Raw genomic sequence first — 17,483 nt, forward strand, 5'->3', positions numbered from 1 at the left:
GCTGTTGCGTCGATTGCACCGTACTGGTAGCCGCAAGCTAGGACAATGCAAGTCCCACTCCTCTTTAACCCGATTGCTTTGAACTCCATTCGCATCAACACCCCTATCCAAGCCGCCATCGTCGATCTGGACGGCACCATGGTCGACACCCTGGGCGACTTTGCGGCGGCGCTGAACGGCATGCTGGCCGACCTGGCGCTGCCGGCCATCACCACCGCCACGATCGAGCCCATGGTGGGCAAGGGCTCGGAGCATTTGCTGAATTTGGTGCTAAAACATGCTCTGGCGCAATCTGCACCTGCGCAAGCAGCTATCAATAGTGAAGCATTGTTTGAGCGCGCCTGGGACCGCTACCAGCACCACTACCTGGCCATCAACGGCCAGTTCTCGCAGCTCTACCCGGGCGTACTGGCCGGCCTGCAAGCCATGCAGCAGCGCGGCTGGAAGTTGGCCTGCCTGACCAACAAACCCACGGCGTTTGCGCTGCCGCTGCTGCAGGCCAAGGGGCTGGACAGCTTCTTCAGCCAGGTGTTTGGCGGCGATGCCTTCGAGCGCAAAAAGCCCGATCCGCTACCGCTGCTGAAGACCTGCGAGGCGCTAGGCACACTACCGCAGCACACGCTGATGCTCGGCGATTCGCGCAACGACGCCCAGGCCGCGCGCGCCGCTGGCTGCCCGGTGCTGCTGGTGCGCTATGGCTACAACCATGGCGAGCCGGTGGAGGCGGTGGACACCGACGGCCTGCTCGACTCCCTGGCCGACCTGGCCCAGCGCTAACGGTGCCTGCTCAGGCCTTGAGCTTGAGCATGTAGATGATGGCGGTAGCAGTGGTCTGGTCGATCTCCATGAAGCTGCGCAGATCGGTGCCGTCCAGCCAGCTCGACTCCCATCGGTTCTGCTTCAACGACTTTTGCCAGCTTGCATGGTTGGTGGCGTTTTTGACGCCCGCCAGCAGCTCGGACACCCGCGCCGGTGCCACGCCGCTGCCCACGAACAGGCCGCGCCAGTTGGACATTACCGCATCCACCTTCTGGTCGCGGATGGCCGGGATGCCGAACATCGGCTTGCGCGCCGACACGCCAATCGCCCGCAGCTTGCCGCTGGCCAGCAGGTCGGCGAACTCGCTGTAACCCGAGACGCCGGCCACGGCCTTGCCCGTCAGCACCGCCTCGGCCGACTGCACGCCGCTGGTGAACGGCAGGTACACCAGGTCCGCCACCGGCGCACCGGCAGCCCGCGCAAACAGGCCGGCAAAAATATGGTCGATACCGCCGGAAGATCCGCCGGTGAACGGCACCTGCTTGGGGTCGGCTTTCACCATGGCCACCAGGTCGGTAACAGAGCGGATCGGCGAATCGGCCTTGACCACCAGCACCAGGTAGTCGCCGGTCAGGCGGGCCAGCGGCTGCACCTGGGCCAGCGTCACCGCCGGCCGCTGCAAAGCCACGGCGCCGACCATCACGGTGCCGCCCATCATCATGGTGTTCGGATCCTGGCTGTAGCGCTGCACAAACGCGGCCAGCCCGATGGTGCCGCCCTTGCCGCCAATGTTTTCGTAGTCCACCTGCTCGCAGGCACCGGCCGCCACCAGGGATGCGCCTATGGCCCGGCCGGTCTGGTCCCAGCCGCCGCCTTCGTTGGCGGGGATGACGATGCGTAAGCGTGGCGCCAAGGGTTTGACGGCGTCCTTGTCACCCGCTTTGCGCACCGGCGCGGCGGTCTGCGCATACAGCGCGGGCGCCAGCCCGGCCAAAGCCAGACCCAGGGATTGAGACAAAACGCCTCGGCGATTCAGGCCAATATGTTTCATAAGTTACTTCCCGTCGCAAGTTGAAAACCGCTTGAATGGGCCGAAAAGAACATGACTGGCCCGGCAGCGGCAGCTTACTACGAAATGAGAACTATGAAATTGATAGCTTCCAGCGCTTATTGAATAAGCGCCAGAGGCATTATTTATACAAAATCTACCATTAGAAGTTACTGAAATCGGGACGCCGGTTTTCCATAAACGCCGTGAGCGCCTCTTTCGCGGCAGGCTCACGCAGCATGCGGCTGAACAGCACGGTTTCTTCGGCGATGCGCTCGGCCACGGGCGTGGCCTGCTCTTGTTTCATGAGCCGCTTGGTGGTGACCAGCGAGGCCAGCGGCTTGGCCGCCAGGCGCTTGGCCTGCAGCTGGGCCAGGGCATGCACCTCGGCCGGCGGCACGATGCGGTTGATCAGGCCCACTTCCAAAGCCGTCTCGGCGGTGAACGGATCGCCCAGCAGCAAGGCCTCGGCCGCGCGCTGGTGGCCCATGAGCCGCGGCACCAGGTAGCTGGAGCCGGCCTCGGGGCAGACGCCCAGGTTCACGAAAGGCATGGAGAAAGCCGCGTTGTCGCCAGCGTAAACCAGGTCGCAGTGCAGCAGCATGGTGGTACCTATGCCCACCGCCGCGCCGCAAACCGCGCCGACCAAGGGCTTGGGAAAGCTGCTGATGACGCGCAGAAAGCGGATCACCGGCGACTCGGCCGTGGGCACGGGCGCGTTCAGGAAATCGCCAATGTCGTTGCCAGCCGAGAAAATGGTTTCGTGGCCCTGGATGACGGCCACCCGCACGCTGGCGTCGGCCGCGGCGGCTTCCAGCGCATCGGCCATGGTGGTGTACATCGCCGAGGTGATGGAGTTCTTCTTGGCCACGCGGTTCAGCGTGATGGTTACAACGCCGGCGTCGGTATGGGTGAGGATGTCGCTCATGGCAATCTTTCTTTTTACAAAGGGGAGGCACTGCGCAGGGATAAACCCGGCAGCTGCTGCAAGGCCTGCAGCGCCAACGGCCAAAGTGTAGGTCCCGAGGCAGCGCGGAAAAAGCCGAAGTGCCCGATGCGCGGCATGCGCCAGTCGGCCGGGTCAAGGCGCTGCACAGCGCGCGGCGCATTGGCGTACCAGCCCACCAGGGATTCGGTGCCGCGCAGCGTCATCAGCTCGTCGTCCACCACCGACAGCGCCAGCACCGGGAAACGGGCCTGGGCGTAGCAGGCCTGGGCGTTCTCCACCGCCGCGCCGTAGCCGGGGTGCAGGCACCACTTGCGCCACTGCAGTATCACGCCGGCCGGCAGGTTGCCGACCTTCTTCAAACGCCGGCCCGGAAAGTAGCCGCACAGCCGCGTCAGCAAAGGCACCAGCACATACCAGAAGTACAGCACGGTGCGCTTCAACTGCGGCGCATTCTCGCGCCAGTAGCCGCTGCCGGCCGCCATGCTGACCAGACCGGCCACCAGGCTTTTGTCGCGGAAGAAGCCCGGCAGCTGCCCGCCCAGGCTGTGGCCCAACAGGTACAGCGGCTGCGCGGGCAGCGCGGCCTTGCTGGCCGCCACTACGGCTTCGTAGTCCGCCGCCCAGTCCAGCAGATTGGCCCGCACCTGGCGCAGGCTGAGCCCGGCCGGCAGCGAGTCGCCCATGCCCTGGTAGTCAAACGTGGTGACACGCAGGCCCTGGGCCGCCAGCCAGTGGGCGAAGGGCGCGTAATAGTCTTGCCGCACGCCCATGGCGCCGCCGATCACCACGCTGGCCGTGGCCGGCCCATCGGGCACGTAGACCCGCACGGCGATGCCGTGGCCACCGACGGCCAGGCTGCGCGACTCGACTTGCATGGCTTAGACGCGCTCGAAGATACCGGCGGCGCCCTGGCCCATGCCTACGCACATGGTCACCATGCCGTACTTCAGATTATTGCGGCGCAGCGCGTGAATCACGGTAGCCGCACGGATGGCACCGGTGGCGCCCAGCGGATGGCCGAGCGCAATCGCGCCGCCCATCGGGTTGACCTTGGACGGGTCCAGGCCCAGCGTGTTGATGACAGCCAGCGACTGTGCCGCGAAGGCTTCGTTCAGCTCGAACCAGTCGATGTCCTGGTGCTGCAGGCCGGCGTAGCGCAGCGCAGCGGGAATCGCCTCGATAGGGCCAATGCCCATGATGTGCGGCGGCACGCCCTTGCTGGCAAAACTGACGAAGCGCGCCAGCGGCGTCAGGCCGAAACGCTTGATGGCCGATTCGCTGGCCAGGATCAACGCGCCTGCACCGTCCGAGGTTTGCGAGCTGTTGCCCGCCGTGACCGAGCCGCGGGCCGAGAACACCGTCTTCAGCTTGCCGAGGCCTTCCACCGTGGTCTCAGGGCGCACGCCTTCGTCCAGATTGACGGTACGCTGGGTCACGGTGACCTTGGCGCTGTCCAGATCGACGCTGCGGTCGTCCACGGTGATCGGCGTGATCTCGTCGGTAAACGCACCGGCCTTCATCGCCGCCAGCGCCTTCATGTGGGATGCATAGGCGAACTCGTCTTGCGCGCTGCGGCTGATCTTCCACTGCTGCGCTACCTTCTCGGCCGTCAGGCCCATGCCGTAGGCGATGCCGTAGTTGTCCACGTCGTCGGTGTTGCTGAAGATGTTCGGCGACAGGCTGGGCCCGTTGCCCATCATCGGCACCATGCTCATGCTCTCGACGCCGGCCGCGAACATCACATCGGCCTCGCCAACGCGGATGCGGTCGGCGGCCATCTGCACCGCGCTGATGCCGGAGGCGCAGAAGCGATTGACGGTGATGCCGCCCACCGAGTTCGGCAGGCCGGCCAGCACCGCGCCAATGCGCGCCACGTTCAGGCCTTGCTGGGCTTCGGGAATCGCGCAGCCACAGATCACGTCTTCAATGGTGGCTGGGTCAAGCCCAGGTACCTGGGCCAGGGCCGCGCGCAGCGTGGTGGCCAGCAGCTCGTCGGGCCGGGTGTTGCGCAGATAGCCTTTGTGCGAACGGCCAATCGGCGTGCGGGTGGCGGCGACGATGTAGGCGTCTTGGATTTGCTTGCTCATATTCGTTCCTTAGTTGCGCACGGGCTTGCCCGTACTCAGCATTCCCATGATCCGCTCTTGGGTCTTGGCGTTCTCCAGCAGGCTGCAGAAGGCTTTGCGCTCCAGGCTCATCAGGTATTCCTCGGTCACCAGGGTGCCGTTGTCCACGTCACCGCCGGTCACCACACCGGCGATCAGGCTGGCAATGTGGAAGTCGTGCTGGCTGATGAAGCCGCCGTCGCGCATGTTCACCAACTGGCCCTGGATGGTGGCCTTGCCGTTGCGGCCCGCCACCAGGAACTGGCGTTTGTGCGGCGCGCGGTAGCCGCCGGCGGCCATGGCCTTGGCCTCGTTCAGCGCGACGAACAGCAGCTCGTCCTTGTTCGGCACGATGACGTCGCTGTCCAGCAGATAGCCGAGCTTGCGCGACTCCAGCGCGCTGGTGCCGACCTTGGCCATGGCCGCGGCGGTGAAGCCTTCGGTCAGGAAGGGCAGCAAGTCCTTGTGCGTGGACAGGGCAGCGTTCTCGGCAGCACGGCGGGCAATATAGGTCAAGCCGCCGGCACCCGGCACCAGGCCCACACCGACTTCGACCAGGCCGATATAGCTTTCCATCGCCACCACGCGGCGGGCAGAGTGCACAGCCAGCTCGCAGCCGCCGCCCAGCGCCAGGCCGCGCACGGCAGAGACGACGGGCACGTTGGCGTAGCGGATCTTCAGCATCACCTGCTGCAGCGCTTTTTCCATCTTGTTGATGGCACCGGCGCCGCCCATCATGAAGCCGGGCAGCATGGCCTGCAGATCGGCACCGGCGCTGAAGGGCTCGTCGCCCGACCAGATCACTACGCCGGCGTAGTCTTTCTCGGCCATATCGACCGCGCGGGCCAGGCCTTCTGAGACTTCGGGGCTGATGGCGTGCATCTTGGTCTTGATGCTGGCGATGATGATTTGGTCATCCAAGGTCCAGAGTCGGATCGCCTTGTCTTCATGCAAGGTCTTGCCAGCGGTCTCAAAACTGCCACCCAGGCCCAGGCCTTGGGTGTGGCCGGAGATTTTTTCAGGAAATAGCTGCCTGGCGTAGACGGGTAGTGCGTGGCGCGCTACAAATTTGGAAGTGGATGGGTTCCACGAACCTTCGGCCGTGTGCACGCCACCCGCTTCCGCCACCGGGCCCTTGAACACCCAGTCGGGCAGCGGCGCGTTGCTCAGCGCCTTGCCGGCGGCAATGTCTTCCTGGATCCAGTTGGCCACCGTGAGCCAGCCGGCCTCCTGCCAGAGTTCGAACGGGCCTTGCTGCATGCCGAAGCCCCAGCGCATCGCCAGGTCCACGTCGCGCGCGGTTTCGGCAATGGTTTGCAGATGCACGGCAGCGTAGTGGAAGCTGTTGCGCAACACCGCCCACAGGAACTGGCCTTGCGGGCCCTCGCTGTTGCGCAGCAGGGCCAGGCGCTCGGCGGCGGGGCGTTGAAGCATGCGGCCGTAGACCTCGTCGGCCTTCTCGCCACCGGCCACGTAGTTGCCCGAAGCCATGTCGAAGCGCAGGATGTCGCGGCCCACTTTCTTGAAGAAACCGGCCTTGGCCTTCTGGCCCAGGTTACCCATTTCCAGCAGCTTGGCCAGCACCGGCGGCGTGCCGTAGCTGCCGTAGAACGGGTCGGTTTCCAGGCTCAGGTTGTCTTGCAGCGTCTTGACCACATGGGCCATGGTGTCCAAACCCACCACGTCGGCGGTGCGGAAGGTGCCCGAACTGGCCCGGCCCAGGCGCTTGCCCGTCAGGTCGTCGACCACGTCATAGGTCAGGCCGAACTTGGCGGTCTCGCCGATGATGCCGAGCATGCCGGCAATGCCGACGCGGTTGGCGATGAAGTTCGGCGTGTCCTTGGCGCGCACCACGCCCTTGCCCAGGCTGGTGGTGACAAAGGCTTCGAGCTGGTCCAGCGCTTCGGGCCGGGTGGTGGGCGTGTTGATCAGCTCCACCAGGTACATGTAGCGCGGCGGGTTGAAGAAGTGGATGCCGCAGAAGCGCGGCTTGATTTCTTCAGGCAAGGCTTCGCTGAGCTTGGTGATCGACAGGCCGGAGGTGTTCGAAGCCACCAGCGCATGCGGGGCCACGAAGGGCGCGATCTTCTTGTACAGATCGAGCTTCCAGTCCATGCGCTCGGCGATGGCTTCAATGACCAGGTCGCAGTCTTTCAACTGCTCCAGGTGGTCGTCGTAGTTGGCTTGCTGGATCAGGTCCGCGTCTTCGGCTACGCCCAGCGGCGCGGGCTTGAGCTTCTTCAGGTTGGCGATGGCCTTGGCGGTGATGCCGTTGGCCGGGCCTTCTTTGGCTTTCAGGTCGAACAGCACGACCTGCACCTTGACGTTGACCAGGTGCGCAGCAATCTGCGCGCCCATCACGCCTGCGCCGAGCACGGCGACTTTCTTGATCGGGAATCGGGACATAAGTGTCTTTCGTTTTATTGGACTCGTAGCCAGATTTGGGTGCGGTAGAACGGGCCGATATAGCCGCGCACCTGGAGCTTCTTGCCGTCTTCCAGCGGCTCCATGCGCAGGGTGTAGTTCTTGCCGTTGTCGGGGTCGAGGATCTTGCCGTCTTCCCACACATCCTTGCCCTCGGCCTTCTTGGCGCCGCGGATGATTTCCAGGCCGACCTTGGGCTTGTCCTTGCGGTCGTCGGTGCACTGGCTGCAGTTGGGTTCACCGCCGGTGACCAGCGATTTCTCGACCACCCCCGAGAGCACACCGGCGCCGTTGGCGCTGATGCGGATCTCGGCCTTGGGCTGGCCGGTCTTGTCGTCGATATTGCGCCACAGCCCCTCGGGGGTCATTTGGGCAAATACGCCGCTAGCGCAGATTAGACCTGCGGTGAAGGCTATTATTTTTTTCATTATCAATCTCCAGTTAGAAGCATCAGGGCAACTACTCGGCTCCACGACAGCTGGCAAGCAAGCCTTCCAGAAACACCGCAGAACTGGCTTTGCCAGGCTGCTGGTGTTGCCCCCAGCAAGGGGGTTGGCGGAAAGCGCTTGCGCTGTAGCCTGGGGGTGTGCATGGTTCAGGCCAGGGCGGCGTCGGTGTCCATCAGCGCCTTGCTGCCGGTGCGCATGGTGCGCATCAGCGTTGCGGTTTCGGGGAACAGCTTGGCGAAGTAGAAGCGTGCGGTCTGCACCTTGGCCAGGTAGAACTGGTCGGTGTTGCCGGCGGCGATTTCACGCAATGCGACCTGCGCCATGCGGGCCCAGAAGTAGCCGAACACCAGGTGGCCGGCGACGCGCAGATAGTCGACTGCGGCCGCGCCCACTTCGTCGGCGTTCTGGAAGCCCTTGAAGCCCAGCTCGGTGGTCAGCTTGGTGACCTGGTCGCCGAGGATGGCGATGGGAGTGATGAACTCGGCCATCTTCTCGTTCACGCCTTCTTCTTCCACCAGCGCGGCCACCAGGCGGCCAAACTTCTTCAGCGTGGCGCCGTTGTTGCCCAGCACCTTGCGGCCCAGCAGGTCCAGAGACTGGATGGTGTTGGTGCCTTCGTAGATCATATTGATGCGGTTGTCGCGCACATACTGCTCCATGCCCCATTCCTTGATGAAGCCATGGCCGCCAAACACCTGCATGCAGGCATTGGTCGAGATGTGGCCGTTGTCAGTCAGGAAGGCTTTGACGATGGGGGTCAGCAGGGCCAGCAATTCGCCGGAGTCAGCACGCACCTTTTCGTCCGGGTGGCTGTGTTCCTTGTCCAGCAACACACCGCAGAAGATGCCCAGCGCGCGGCCGCCTTCGGCGTAGGCCTTGGCGGTGAGCAGCATCTTGCGCACATCGGGGTGCACGATGATCGGGTCGGCCGGCTTGTCCTTGGCCTTGGTGCCGGACAGCGAACGCATCTGGATGCGGTCCTTGGCATAGGCCAGCGCGTTCTGGTAGGCCACTTCGGTCAGGCCCAGCGACTGGTTTCCCACGCCCAGGCGGGCCGCGTTCATCATCACAAACATCGCTGCCAGACCCTTGTTGGGCTGGCCAACCAGGGTGCCGATGGCGCCTTCGAGCACCATCTGCGCGGTGGCGTTGCCGTGGATGCCCATCTTGTGTTCCAGGCCGCCGCAGTAAATGCCGTTGCGCTTGCCCAGCGTGCCATCGGCACTGACGTGGAATTTGGGCACGGCGAACAGGCTGATGCCCTTGCTGCCCACAGGCGCATCGGGCAGACGGGCCAGCACCAGATGGACGATGTTCTCGGCCATGTCGTGTTCGCCCGCGCTGATGAAGATCTTGTTGCCGGTAATGGCGTAGCTGCCATCGGCCAGCGGTTCGGCCTTGGTGCGCAGCAGGCCCAGGTCGGTGCCGCAATGCGGCTCGGTCAGGCACATGGTGCCGGTCCATTCGCCGCTGGTCAGCTTGGGCAGGTACAGGGCTTTTTGCGCGTCTGTGCCGTGGGCTTGCAGCGCCTCGTAGGCACCGTGCGACAGGCCGGGGTACATGGTCCAGGCCTGGTTGGCCGAATTCAGCATTTCATAGAAGCACTGGTTGACCACGAAGGGCAGGCCCTGGCCGCCGTAGGCCGGGTCGCAGCTCAGCGCTGCCCAGCCGCCTTGCACGTACTGTGCGTAGGCCTCTTTGAAGCCCTTGGGGGCGGTGACTTCGTGCGTGGTCTTGTCCAGCGTGCAGCCCTCTTCGTCGCCGCTGATGTTCAGCGGGAAAGCCACTTCGGAGGCGAACTTGCCGCCCTCTTCCAACACCGCATTGATGGTGTCGGCATCGGTGTCGGCATGCTGCGGGCAGAGCTTCAGGTCGTCGGTGACCTTCAGCACTTCGTGCATCACAAATTGCATGTCGCGCAGGGGCGGGGTGTAGCTGGGCATGGTTACTCCTTGGATTTTTTGGGGGTGGATGGCGGTGGGGCGACGGGCTGCCCGTAACGCTCCAGGATGTGCTCGAAACCGGTGTTGGCGCGCGCCACGGCACCGGGATTCTTCAAAAAACGGGCCTCATAATGCAACGACAGGATCAAGCCGTGTATCTCGAAGGCGACTTGCCGCTCGTCGGCGTCGGCGCGCAGATCGCCGACTTCCTTGGCCTGCTCTACCGCGCGGCAGAATGCCGACAGCCAGGCCTGCACCGAGCTGGCCAGCGCATCGCGCACCGGGCCGGGCCGGTCGTCGAACTCGACCGCACCGCTGATGAAGATGCAGCCCGATTGCAGCTCGATGGCCACGCGCTGCATCCAGTTGGCAAACAGCGCACGCAGCCGCGGCAAGCCGCGCTGGGCCTGCATGGCGGGGTAGAACACCTCGGCCTCAAACAGGCGGTGGTATTCGCGGATCACCGAGATCTGCAGCTCTTCGCGCGAGCCGAAGTGGGCGAACACGCCGGACTTGCTCATCTGCGTGACCTCGGCCAGCGCGCCTATGCTCAGGCCTTCGAGACCGATGTGGCTGGCAAGGCCCAACGCCGCCTCGACAATCGAGGCCTTGGTCTGCCGGCCCTTGAGCAAGGCGCGGCCTTCGCTGCTGGCATCGCGGCCGGCATCTCGGCTGGATTTGGCGGAAGGTTCTGACGAAGTCATGGGTTTAAATTCAAAAATACGAACGATCGTGCTATTTTTTGAATTTAACCAGACTTGTTTTCAAAAGTCTACCGATGGGACCGCATTTCTTGCGCCTGCGCGACAGGGTTTTCCCAGGCCGGCCCTCCGCTTTGCATCACCCCGCCAACGCCTGCTCCAGCCAGGTATAGACAAATGCATCCGCGTCGTTCTCACAATGCGCAACATTGAAGCGCATCCAGGAGCGCGTGGCGGCCACCGTGCTGAACAAATGCCCCGGCGCCAGCATCACGCCGCGCTCGCTGGCCCGCGCCGCCAGCTCCACCGCGTTGTGGATGCGCGGATGCCAGGCCCACAGGAACAAGCCACCGCCGGGTTCGCAAAACAACTCAAACCCCATATTGCGCAGGCGCTGGCCACAACGCTCGTGGGCCTGGGTCAGCCGGGTGCGCAGGCCACGCAAATAGCGCGGACGGTGCGAATCGCTCAAGGCGGTGTGCACGATGCGCTCCACCAGCTCGGAACTGGTCAGCCCGGAGAACATCTTCAGCCGTGAAAAATCGCCCATGATGTCGGTATGCGCCAGCAGATAGCCGCAACGCAAGCTCGGGGCAATCGACTTGGAAAAGCTGCCCACGTAGACCACCCGCGACAGGTTGTCCAGACTGGCCAGCGACGGGCGGGACTCGGTATCCAGCTCGCAGTAGATGTCGTTTTCCACCAGCAGCACGTCGTACTTCTCCGCCAGGCGCAGCACCTTGTGGAGTTGCTGCAGCGTGGCCACCGAGCCGGTCGGGCTATGGAAGCGCGGCTGGGTAAAAAACACCTTCGGCCGCAAGCGCACGATCAAATCCTCCAGCGCTGCCAAGTCCCAGCCGTCCGGCGTCCGAGGCACGCCGTGCAAGCGGACCCCGGCAAAGCGCAGCGCATTGGTGAGATTCGGGTAGCCCGGCTCATCCACCAGCACCACGTCGCCCTGCCCGACCAGCCAGCGCACGGCCAGATCCAGGGCCTGGCTGGCCCCGTGGGTCAACAGCACCTGCTGCGGCTGGATGTGGATGGCGTGCTGGCGCATGCTCTCGCAGACCCAGGCGCGCAAGGGCAGGTAGCCCAAAGGATCGCCGTAGTCGCCCAGCTGCATCGGGTCCACCGCGGCCAGGGACCGCATGGCCTTGCGCACACCTTCTTCAAACAGCCAGTTTTGCGGCAACCAGCCACAGCCGGGTTTGAACGGCAGGTGGTGGTTCTCGAAAATGCGCTGCAAATACCAGCTGTTGTCAAAGCTGCCTGCCGACAAGGCCGATGGCCGCTCGACGTCCAAGGAATGCACCGAGGCGGTGCGGGCGCAGACAAAAAACCCGGCGTTCAAACGCGAAACCACATAACCCGAAGCCACCAAACGGTCGTACGCCTCGACCACGGTAAAGATGCTGACCCCGTTTTGATGGGCGAATTGCCGTATCGAAGGCAGCTTGGCCCCCGTACGCAGCCGCCCCGTATCGACCATTTCCCCTATACGCGCAACGATCTGCGCCACCAACGGCGTACCGTGGCGAAATTCAAACTTAAACATGGGGGTATTGGAAACGCTGGCGTGCCCTCGTTTGCGTAGGGTTTGTGTGTACCGGTCTGTGGACCAGCACGTACCGTGCCACACACAGCGCGTGTGTATATGGCGACAGATCAAACGGGGCTCAAAAATACCGGCATTGCAACGACAAGCGGCGAACGACACCCCATGGCAACCCACGCGCACAACACCAGCAGCCAGCCTTTGGTCCGCTTTTCAGCCGTCCAGAAGACCTACGACGGCAGCCAGCTGGTGGTCCAGAACCTGGACCTGCAGATCCAGAGCGGCGAGTTTCTGACACTGCTGGGCCCCTCCGGCTCGGGCAAGACCACCACGCTGATGATGCTGGCCGGATTCGAATCGCCCACCTCGGGCGAGATCTTCCTGAACGGCAAATCCATCACCCGCACGCCGCCGCACAAGCGCAACTTCGGCATGGTGTTCCAGAACTACGCGCTGTTCCCGCACATGACCGTGGGCGACAACGTGGCCTACCCCTTGAGCGTGCGCAACGTGCCCAAGGACCAGCGTGCCGAGCGCGTGGCCCGGGCCCTCGACATGGTGCAGCTGCGCGGCAAGCAGGACCGCTATCCGGCCCAGCTCTCCGGCGGCCAGCAGCAGCGCGTGGCCCTGGCCCGGGCCATGGTGTTCGAACCTCAGCTGGTGCTGATGGACGAGCCGCTGGGCGCGCTCGACAAGCAGCTGCGCGAACACATGCAGATCGAGCTGAAAGACCTGCACAAGAAGCTGGGCGTGACCTTCGTCTACGTGACCCACGACCAGAGCGAAGCCCTGACCATGAGCGACCGTGTCGCCGTGTTCAACGACGGCGTGGTGCAGCAGCTGGCACCGGTGCTGTCGCTGTACGAAACCCCGGCGAACCGCTTTGTCGCCGGCTTCGTGGGTGACAACACACCGCTCAAAGGCAAGTGCGGCAGCAGCGAAGGCGGCCTATGCGAGCTGAACATCCCGGGCGCCGTGACCCGCTGCCTGGGCGTGAACGTGAACACCGCCCATGTCGGCGCCGACATCATTGCCAGCGTGCGCCCCGAGCGCATCGCCGTGTATGCCGAGAACAGCCTGCCCGAGTTGAACGTGTTCAAGGCGGTGCTGGTCGACACCATGTATTTCGGCGACCACTTGCGCCTGCGCTGCGCCATCGACGGCCAGGGCCTGGCCACCGTCAAGCTGCCCTTGTCCGTCACGCAGCCGCCGGCGCCGGGCGACATCCTGTGGCTGCACGTGCCCCCCGAACACCTGCGTGTGTACCTGTAAGTCTGTCTCCCTTCCGTTGTTCTGTTCCTTTTTAACTGGAGTTTTCTGTGATGAAGCTGAAGTACCTGTCCCTGCTGGCGGCCGTGGCCACCCTGCCCGCCCTGGCCCAGACGCAACTCAATGTGATCAACTTTGGCGGTGCCAACGCCAATGCACAGAAGAAGGCGTTCTACGAGCCCTATGACAAAACCGGCGCCGCCAAGATCGTGGCCGTCGAATACAACGGCGAGCAAGCCAAGATCAAGGCCATGGTCGAAGCCGGCAAGGTCACCTGGGATGTGGTCGAGGTCGAGTCTCCCGACGTCAGCCGCGGCTGCGACGAAGGCCTATTCGAGAAAATCGACTGGGCCAAGGTCGGCAACAAGGCCGACTTCGTGCCCGCCGCCGTGCACGAATGCGGCGTCGGCGTGTTCGTCTGGTCCACCGTCATGGCCTACAACGCCGACAAACTCAAGACGCCGCCCAAAACCTGGGCCGATTTCTGGGACACCAAGAAGATTGCCGGCAAGCGCGGCATGCGCAAAGGCGCGCGCTACAACCTGGAATTCGCGCTGATGGCCGACGGCGTTGCTACCGCCGACGTCTACAAGGTGCTGGCCACCAAGGCCGGCGCCGACCGCGCCTTCGCCAAGCTGACCCAGCTCAAGCCCAACATCCAATGGTGGGAAGCCGGTGCCCAGCCGCCGCAGTTCCTGGTCGCGGGTGACGTGGTGATGAGCACGGTCTACAACGGCCGCATCGACGCCGCCAACCGCGAAGGCAAGAACCTCGGCATAGGCTGGACCGGCGGCATCTACGACCTGGACTACTGGGTCATCCCCAAGGGCACGCCCAACAAGGACGCGGCCATCAAGTTCATCGCCTACGCCACGGCACCCGCCGCGCAGGCCGAATACGCCCGCAACATCGCTTACGGCCCGGTGAACAACAAGGCCCTGCCGCAGCTGAGCAAGGAAGTGCTGGCGAATCTGCCGACCTCGCCGGCCAACGCCAAGGACTCGCTGCAGTTCAACGTGAAGTTCTGGGCCGACCAGGGCGAAGAGCTGGAAAAGCGCTTCGCCGCCTGGGCCACCCAGTAAACACCGGCTGAGGTCCGGCTTGCATGCGCCCGCGGGCCATGCAAGCCGCCTCACACCAACGACCATGGGAGACACTACCTTGACCACTGCTGACGCCATCGGCCTGGATGACCGCGACCTGCTCATGCGCCAGCTGGGCCGCGCCAAACGCCGGGCCCGGCTCTGGGCCTTTGCCCTGGCCGTACCGATGCTGGCCTATTTGCTGGTCATCCTGCTGGCACCGATTGCGGTGCTGCTGGTACGCGGGGTAGAGAATCCCGAGGTGGTTGCCGCGCTGCCGCTGACGGCCCGCTCGCTCGACGGCTGGGACCCGGCCATGACCGCGCCGCCACGGGCTTTTGCGGCACTCGCCATCGACCTGTCCAAGCTGCCCGGTGGCGGCGGCCAGGCGGGTGGCCTGGCCCGGCGCCTGAATACCGAAACCCCGGGCGCGCGCTCGCTGGTGATGAACACCTTCCGCGCCATGCCGCTGCCACCCGGCTTGTCCGACGAGGAATACCGCAGCCGCATTCTGGAAATCGACCCGCGCTGGAACGAGAGCAAATACTGGATGGCGATTGCCAAGAACGGCTCGCGCTGGACCCCCGACTACCTGCTCACCGCCATGGACCTGCAGCGCGAGGGCGGCCAGATCACGGCGGTAGACCCGTCGCGCGCGGTGTTCACCAAGATCCTGTGGCGCACCTGCTCGACCAGTTTCATCGTGACCCTGTGGTGCCTGCTGCTGGCCTACCCGCTGGCCTACTGGCTGTCCAGCCTGCCCGCGCGCAAGGCCAATCTGCTGATGATCCTGGTGCTGGTGCCGTTCTGGACCTCGATCCTGGTGCGCATCGCCGCCTGGATCGTGCTGCTGCAGCGCGAAGGTCTGATCAACCACGGCCTGCAGGACCTGGGCCTCATTAACGAGCCACTGGCCCTGCTGTTCAACCGCACCGGCGTGGTGATCGCCATGGTGCATGTCTTGTTGCCCTTCATGATCCTGCCGCTGTACAGCGTGATGAAGTCCGTGCCCTCGACCTACCAGCGCGCCGCCGTGTCGCTGGGCAGCACGCCGCTGGCCGCTTTCTGGCGCGTCTACGTGCCGCAAACCTATGCCGGCATAGGCGCCGGCGCGCTGATGGTGTTCATCCTGGCTATCGGCTACTACGTGACCCCGGCGCTGCTAGGCGGTGCCGACGACCAGATGCTGTCGTATTACGTGGCCCAGTACATCAATGTGAATGTCAACTGGGGCGTGGCCGCCGCGCTGTCCACGGTACTGCTGGCGACCACGCTGGTGCTGTATGCGCTGTACCGCCGTTTGTTGAAAACCGAACTGAGCATGACCTGATATGAGCAAGTTCCTCCCTGTGTTCCCCGCGTACAGCACCTGGCTCGACAAGCTCGGCTGGTGGGCGCTGCGCGCCTTCGGCGTCGGCATGCTGGTGTTTTTGCTGCTGCCCATCGTGGTGATCATTCCGCTGTCGTTCTCGTCCAGCTCCTTCCTGTCGTATCCGATCCCCGGCTGGTCGATGCAGTGGTACCAGAACCTGTTTGGCTCGGACGAATGGAAACGGGCCGCCCAAAACAGCTTCATCGTGGCACCCGCTGCCACCGTGCTGGCGACCATACTCGGCACCCTGGCAGCGGTCGGCCTGGCGCGCGAAAACTTCCCCGGTAAAGGCCTGCTGATGGGCGTGCTGATTTCGCCCATGGTGGTACCGATTGTGGTGGTCGGCGTAGCCGCCTACCTGAGCTTTGCCAAGGTCGGCCTGACCGATTCGTATGCGGGTTTGATCATGGTACACGCCGCACTCGGCGCGCCGTTTGTGCTGACCACGGTGCTCGCCACGCTGCAGGGCTTCAACCAGAACCTGGTGCGCGCCAGCCAGTCACTGGGCGCCTCGCCCTGGACCACCTTCTGGCGCGTGACGCTGCCGATCATCGCGCCTGGCGTGTTCTCGGGTGCGCTGTTCGCCTTTGCAACATCCTTCGACGAAGTGGTGGTGACCCTGTTCCTGGCCGGCCCTTCGCAGTCCACGCTGCCGCGCCAGATGTTCAACGGCATCCGCGAGAACATCAGCCCCACCATTGCGGCCGTGGCCACCCTGCTGATCATCTTCACCACCAGCCTGCTGCTGGCGCTGGAGTGGCTGCGCGGCCGGCGCCAATAAACAGGTGCTACAGATTCAGTAGCTACTTGCGCTTATTCCATCAGCGCTGCAGCCCTAAAAGTCTTGCAAACTGCGTGCAGACACCCCTTCCAAAGATTCCGCGGAACTGGCTTCGCCAGGCCGCTGGAATCGCCCCCTGCAAGGGGGTTGGCGAAGACACGAAGTGCGCAGCCTGGGAGTGTTCTAAAGTTTGAACGGCACCACTACTTGGTGCTGTTCGCCCAGGCCTTCAATGCCCAGGGCCATGGTGTCGCCCTTCTTCAGGAACACCGGCGGCTTCATGCCCAGGCCCACGCCGGGCGGGGTGCCGGTGGTGATCACGTCACCCGGCATCAAGGTCATGAACTGGCTGACGTAGCTGACGATCTTGGCCACACTGAAGATCATGGTCTTGGTGTTGCCGGTCTGCACGCGCTTGCCGTTCACATCCAGCCACATGCTGAGCTTTTGCGGGTTCGGCACTTCGTCGCGCGTCACCAGCCAGGGGCCGAGCGGGCCGAAGGTGTCGCAACCTTTGCCCTTGTCCCAGGTACCGCCGCGCTCGATCTGGAATTCGCGCTCGCTCACATCGTTGATGGTGCAGTAGCCGGCGACGAAATTCAGCGCGTCCTTTTGCGACACGTAGCGGGCCTGCGTGCCGATCACCACGCCCAGTTCGACTTCCCAGTCGGTCTTCTTCGAGCCCTTGGGCAGCATCACCGGGTCGTTCGGGCCCTGGATGCAGGAAGTGGCCTTCATGAACACCACGGGTTCGGCCGGAATCGGCAGACCGGACTCGGCCGCGTGGTCGGCGTAGTTCAGGCCGATGGCGATGAACTTGCCCACATTCGCCACCGGGCTGCCCATGCGCGGCTTGCCCTTGACCAGCGGCAGCTTGGCCGGATTCAGCTTGGCGATCTTGGCCAGCGCGGCGTCGCCGAGCTGTGCCGGGCCGATGTCCTTGACTACCGCACTGAGGTCGCGCAGCTTGCCTTCGGCATCGACCAGGCCGGGCTTTTCCTTGCCTGGATTGCCATAACGAACGAGTTTCATGAATTTCCTTTGGG

General features: G+C 64.1%; 15 protein-coding genes. 5 read left to right on the forward strand and 10 right to left on the reverse strand.

The window, feature by feature from the left end; translation table 11 throughout:
- Window positions 1–138: 138 nt before the first annotated feature.
- Window positions 139–777, forward strand: coding sequence for a phosphoglycolate phosphatase (gph, locus tag J2X19_RS21675; RefSeq protein ID WP_405048729.1), 639 nt, complete (start codon window positions 139–141; stop codon window positions 775–777).
- Window positions 778–787: 10 nt separating this feature from the next.
- Here gph and J2X19_RS21680 read toward each other — a convergent pair whose 3' ends face one another.
- The 9 genes from J2X19_RS21680 to J2X19_RS21720 form a co-directional block, all read right to left on the reverse strand.
- Window positions 788–1,810: a Bug family tripartite tricarboxylate transporter substrate binding protein gene (locus J2X19_RS21680; protein WP_116606849.1), complete on the reverse strand. Its 1,023-nt coding sequence runs from the start codon at window positions 1,808–1,810 to the stop codon at window positions 788–790.
- Between the two features lie 160 nt (window positions 1,811–1,970).
- Window positions 1,971–2,735, reverse strand: a complete 765-nt coding sequence (locus J2X19_RS21685; protein ID WP_310376436.1) for an enoyl-CoA hydratase — start codon at window positions 2,733–2,735, stop codon at window positions 1,971–1,973.
- Window positions 2,736–2,749: 14 nt separating this feature from the next.
- Entirely contained in the window at window positions 2,750–3,631 is an 882-nt protein-coding gene (locus J2X19_RS21690; RefSeq protein ID WP_310376438.1) for an alpha/beta hydrolase family protein, read from the reverse strand.
- A 3-nt stretch (window positions 3,632–3,634) separates the two neighbouring features.
- Window positions 3,635–4,843: an acetyl-CoA C-acyltransferase gene (locus J2X19_RS21695; RefSeq protein ID WP_310376440.1), complete on the reverse strand. Its 1,209-nt coding sequence runs from the start codon at window positions 4,841–4,843 to the stop codon at window positions 3,635–3,637.
- A 9-nt stretch (window positions 4,844–4,852) separates the two neighbouring features.
- Window positions 4,853–7,267 (reverse strand): 3-hydroxyacyl-CoA dehydrogenase/enoyl-CoA hydratase family protein, encoded by a 2,415-nt coding sequence (locus tag J2X19_RS21700; RefSeq protein WP_310376442.1) that lies wholly within the window; start codon window positions 7,265–7,267, stop codon window positions 4,853–4,855.
- 14 nt (window positions 7,268–7,281) lie between these two features.
- Window positions 7,282–7,713, reverse strand: coding sequence for a DUF2147 domain-containing protein (locus tag J2X19_RS21705; protein ID WP_310376444.1), 432 nt, complete (start codon window positions 7,711–7,713; stop codon window positions 7,282–7,284).
- A 167-nt stretch (window positions 7,714–7,880) separates the two neighbouring features.
- The gene (locus J2X19_RS21710) at window positions 7,881–9,677 is read right to left on the reverse strand and encodes an acyl-CoA dehydrogenase C-terminal domain-containing protein (RefSeq protein ID WP_116606843.1); all 1,797 of its coding nucleotides are present in this window, start codon (window positions 9,675–9,677) and stop codon (window positions 7,881–7,883) included.
- Between the two features lie 2 nt (window positions 9,678–9,679).
- A complete protein-coding gene (locus J2X19_RS21715) occupies window positions 9,680–10,381 on the reverse strand; it encodes a TetR/AcrR family transcriptional regulator (protein WP_310376448.1) in 702 nt (233 codons plus the stop codon).
- A gap of 136 nt (window positions 10,382–10,517) precedes the next feature.
- Window positions 10,518–11,933 (reverse strand): aminotransferase-like domain-containing protein, encoded by a 1,416-nt coding sequence (locus J2X19_RS21720; protein WP_116606841.1) that lies wholly within the window; start codon window positions 11,931–11,933, stop codon window positions 10,518–10,520.
- A gap of 165 nt (window positions 11,934–12,098) precedes the next feature.
- Here J2X19_RS21720 and J2X19_RS21725 point away from each other — a divergent pair, with 165 nt between their 5' ends.
- The 4 genes from J2X19_RS21725 (at window position 12,099) to J2X19_RS21740 (ending at window position 16,437) form a co-directional block, all read left to right on the forward strand.
- The gene (locus J2X19_RS21725; protein ID WP_310376451.1) at window positions 12,099–13,205 is read left to right on the forward strand and encodes an ABC transporter ATP-binding protein; all 1,107 of its coding nucleotides are present in this window, start codon (window positions 12,099–12,101) and stop codon (window positions 13,203–13,205) included.
- A 50-nt stretch (window positions 13,206–13,255) separates the two neighbouring features.
- Window positions 13,256–14,284 carry an ABC transporter substrate-binding protein gene (locus J2X19_RS21730; RefSeq protein ID WP_116606839.1) on the forward strand — a complete coding sequence of 343 codons (1,029 nt, stop codon included), beginning with the start codon at window positions 13,256–13,258 and terminating at the stop codon, window positions 14,282–14,284.
- Window positions 14,285–14,348: 64 nt separating this feature from the next.
- Window positions 14,349–15,614, forward strand: coding sequence for an ABC transporter permease (locus tag J2X19_RS21735; RefSeq protein WP_405048718.1), 1,266 nt, complete (start codon window positions 14,349–14,351; stop codon window positions 15,612–15,614).
- 1 nt (window position 15,615) lies between these two features.
- Window positions 15,616–16,437 carry an ABC transporter permease gene (locus J2X19_RS21740; RefSeq protein ID WP_310376453.1) on the forward strand — a complete coding sequence of 274 codons (822 nt, stop codon included), beginning with the start codon at window positions 15,616–15,618 and terminating at the stop codon, window positions 16,435–16,437.
- A 183-nt stretch (window positions 16,438–16,620) separates the two neighbouring features.
- Here the strand turns inward: J2X19_RS21740 and J2X19_RS21745 are convergent, their stop codons facing one another.
- On the reverse strand, window positions 16,621–17,469 hold the full coding sequence (locus tag J2X19_RS21745) for a fumarylacetoacetate hydrolase family protein (RefSeq protein ID WP_310376454.1): 849 nt from the start codon (window positions 17,467–17,469) through the stop codon (window positions 16,621–16,623).
- Window positions 17,470–17,483: the final 14 nt, after the last annotated feature.

Origin of the sequence: Rhodoferax ferrireducens (genome assembly GCF_031458075.1) — a bacterium.
Classification (GTDB): domain Bacteria; phylum Pseudomonadota; class Gammaproteobacteria; order Burkholderiales; family Burkholderiaceae_C; genus Rhodoferax_B; species Rhodoferax_B ferrireducens_A.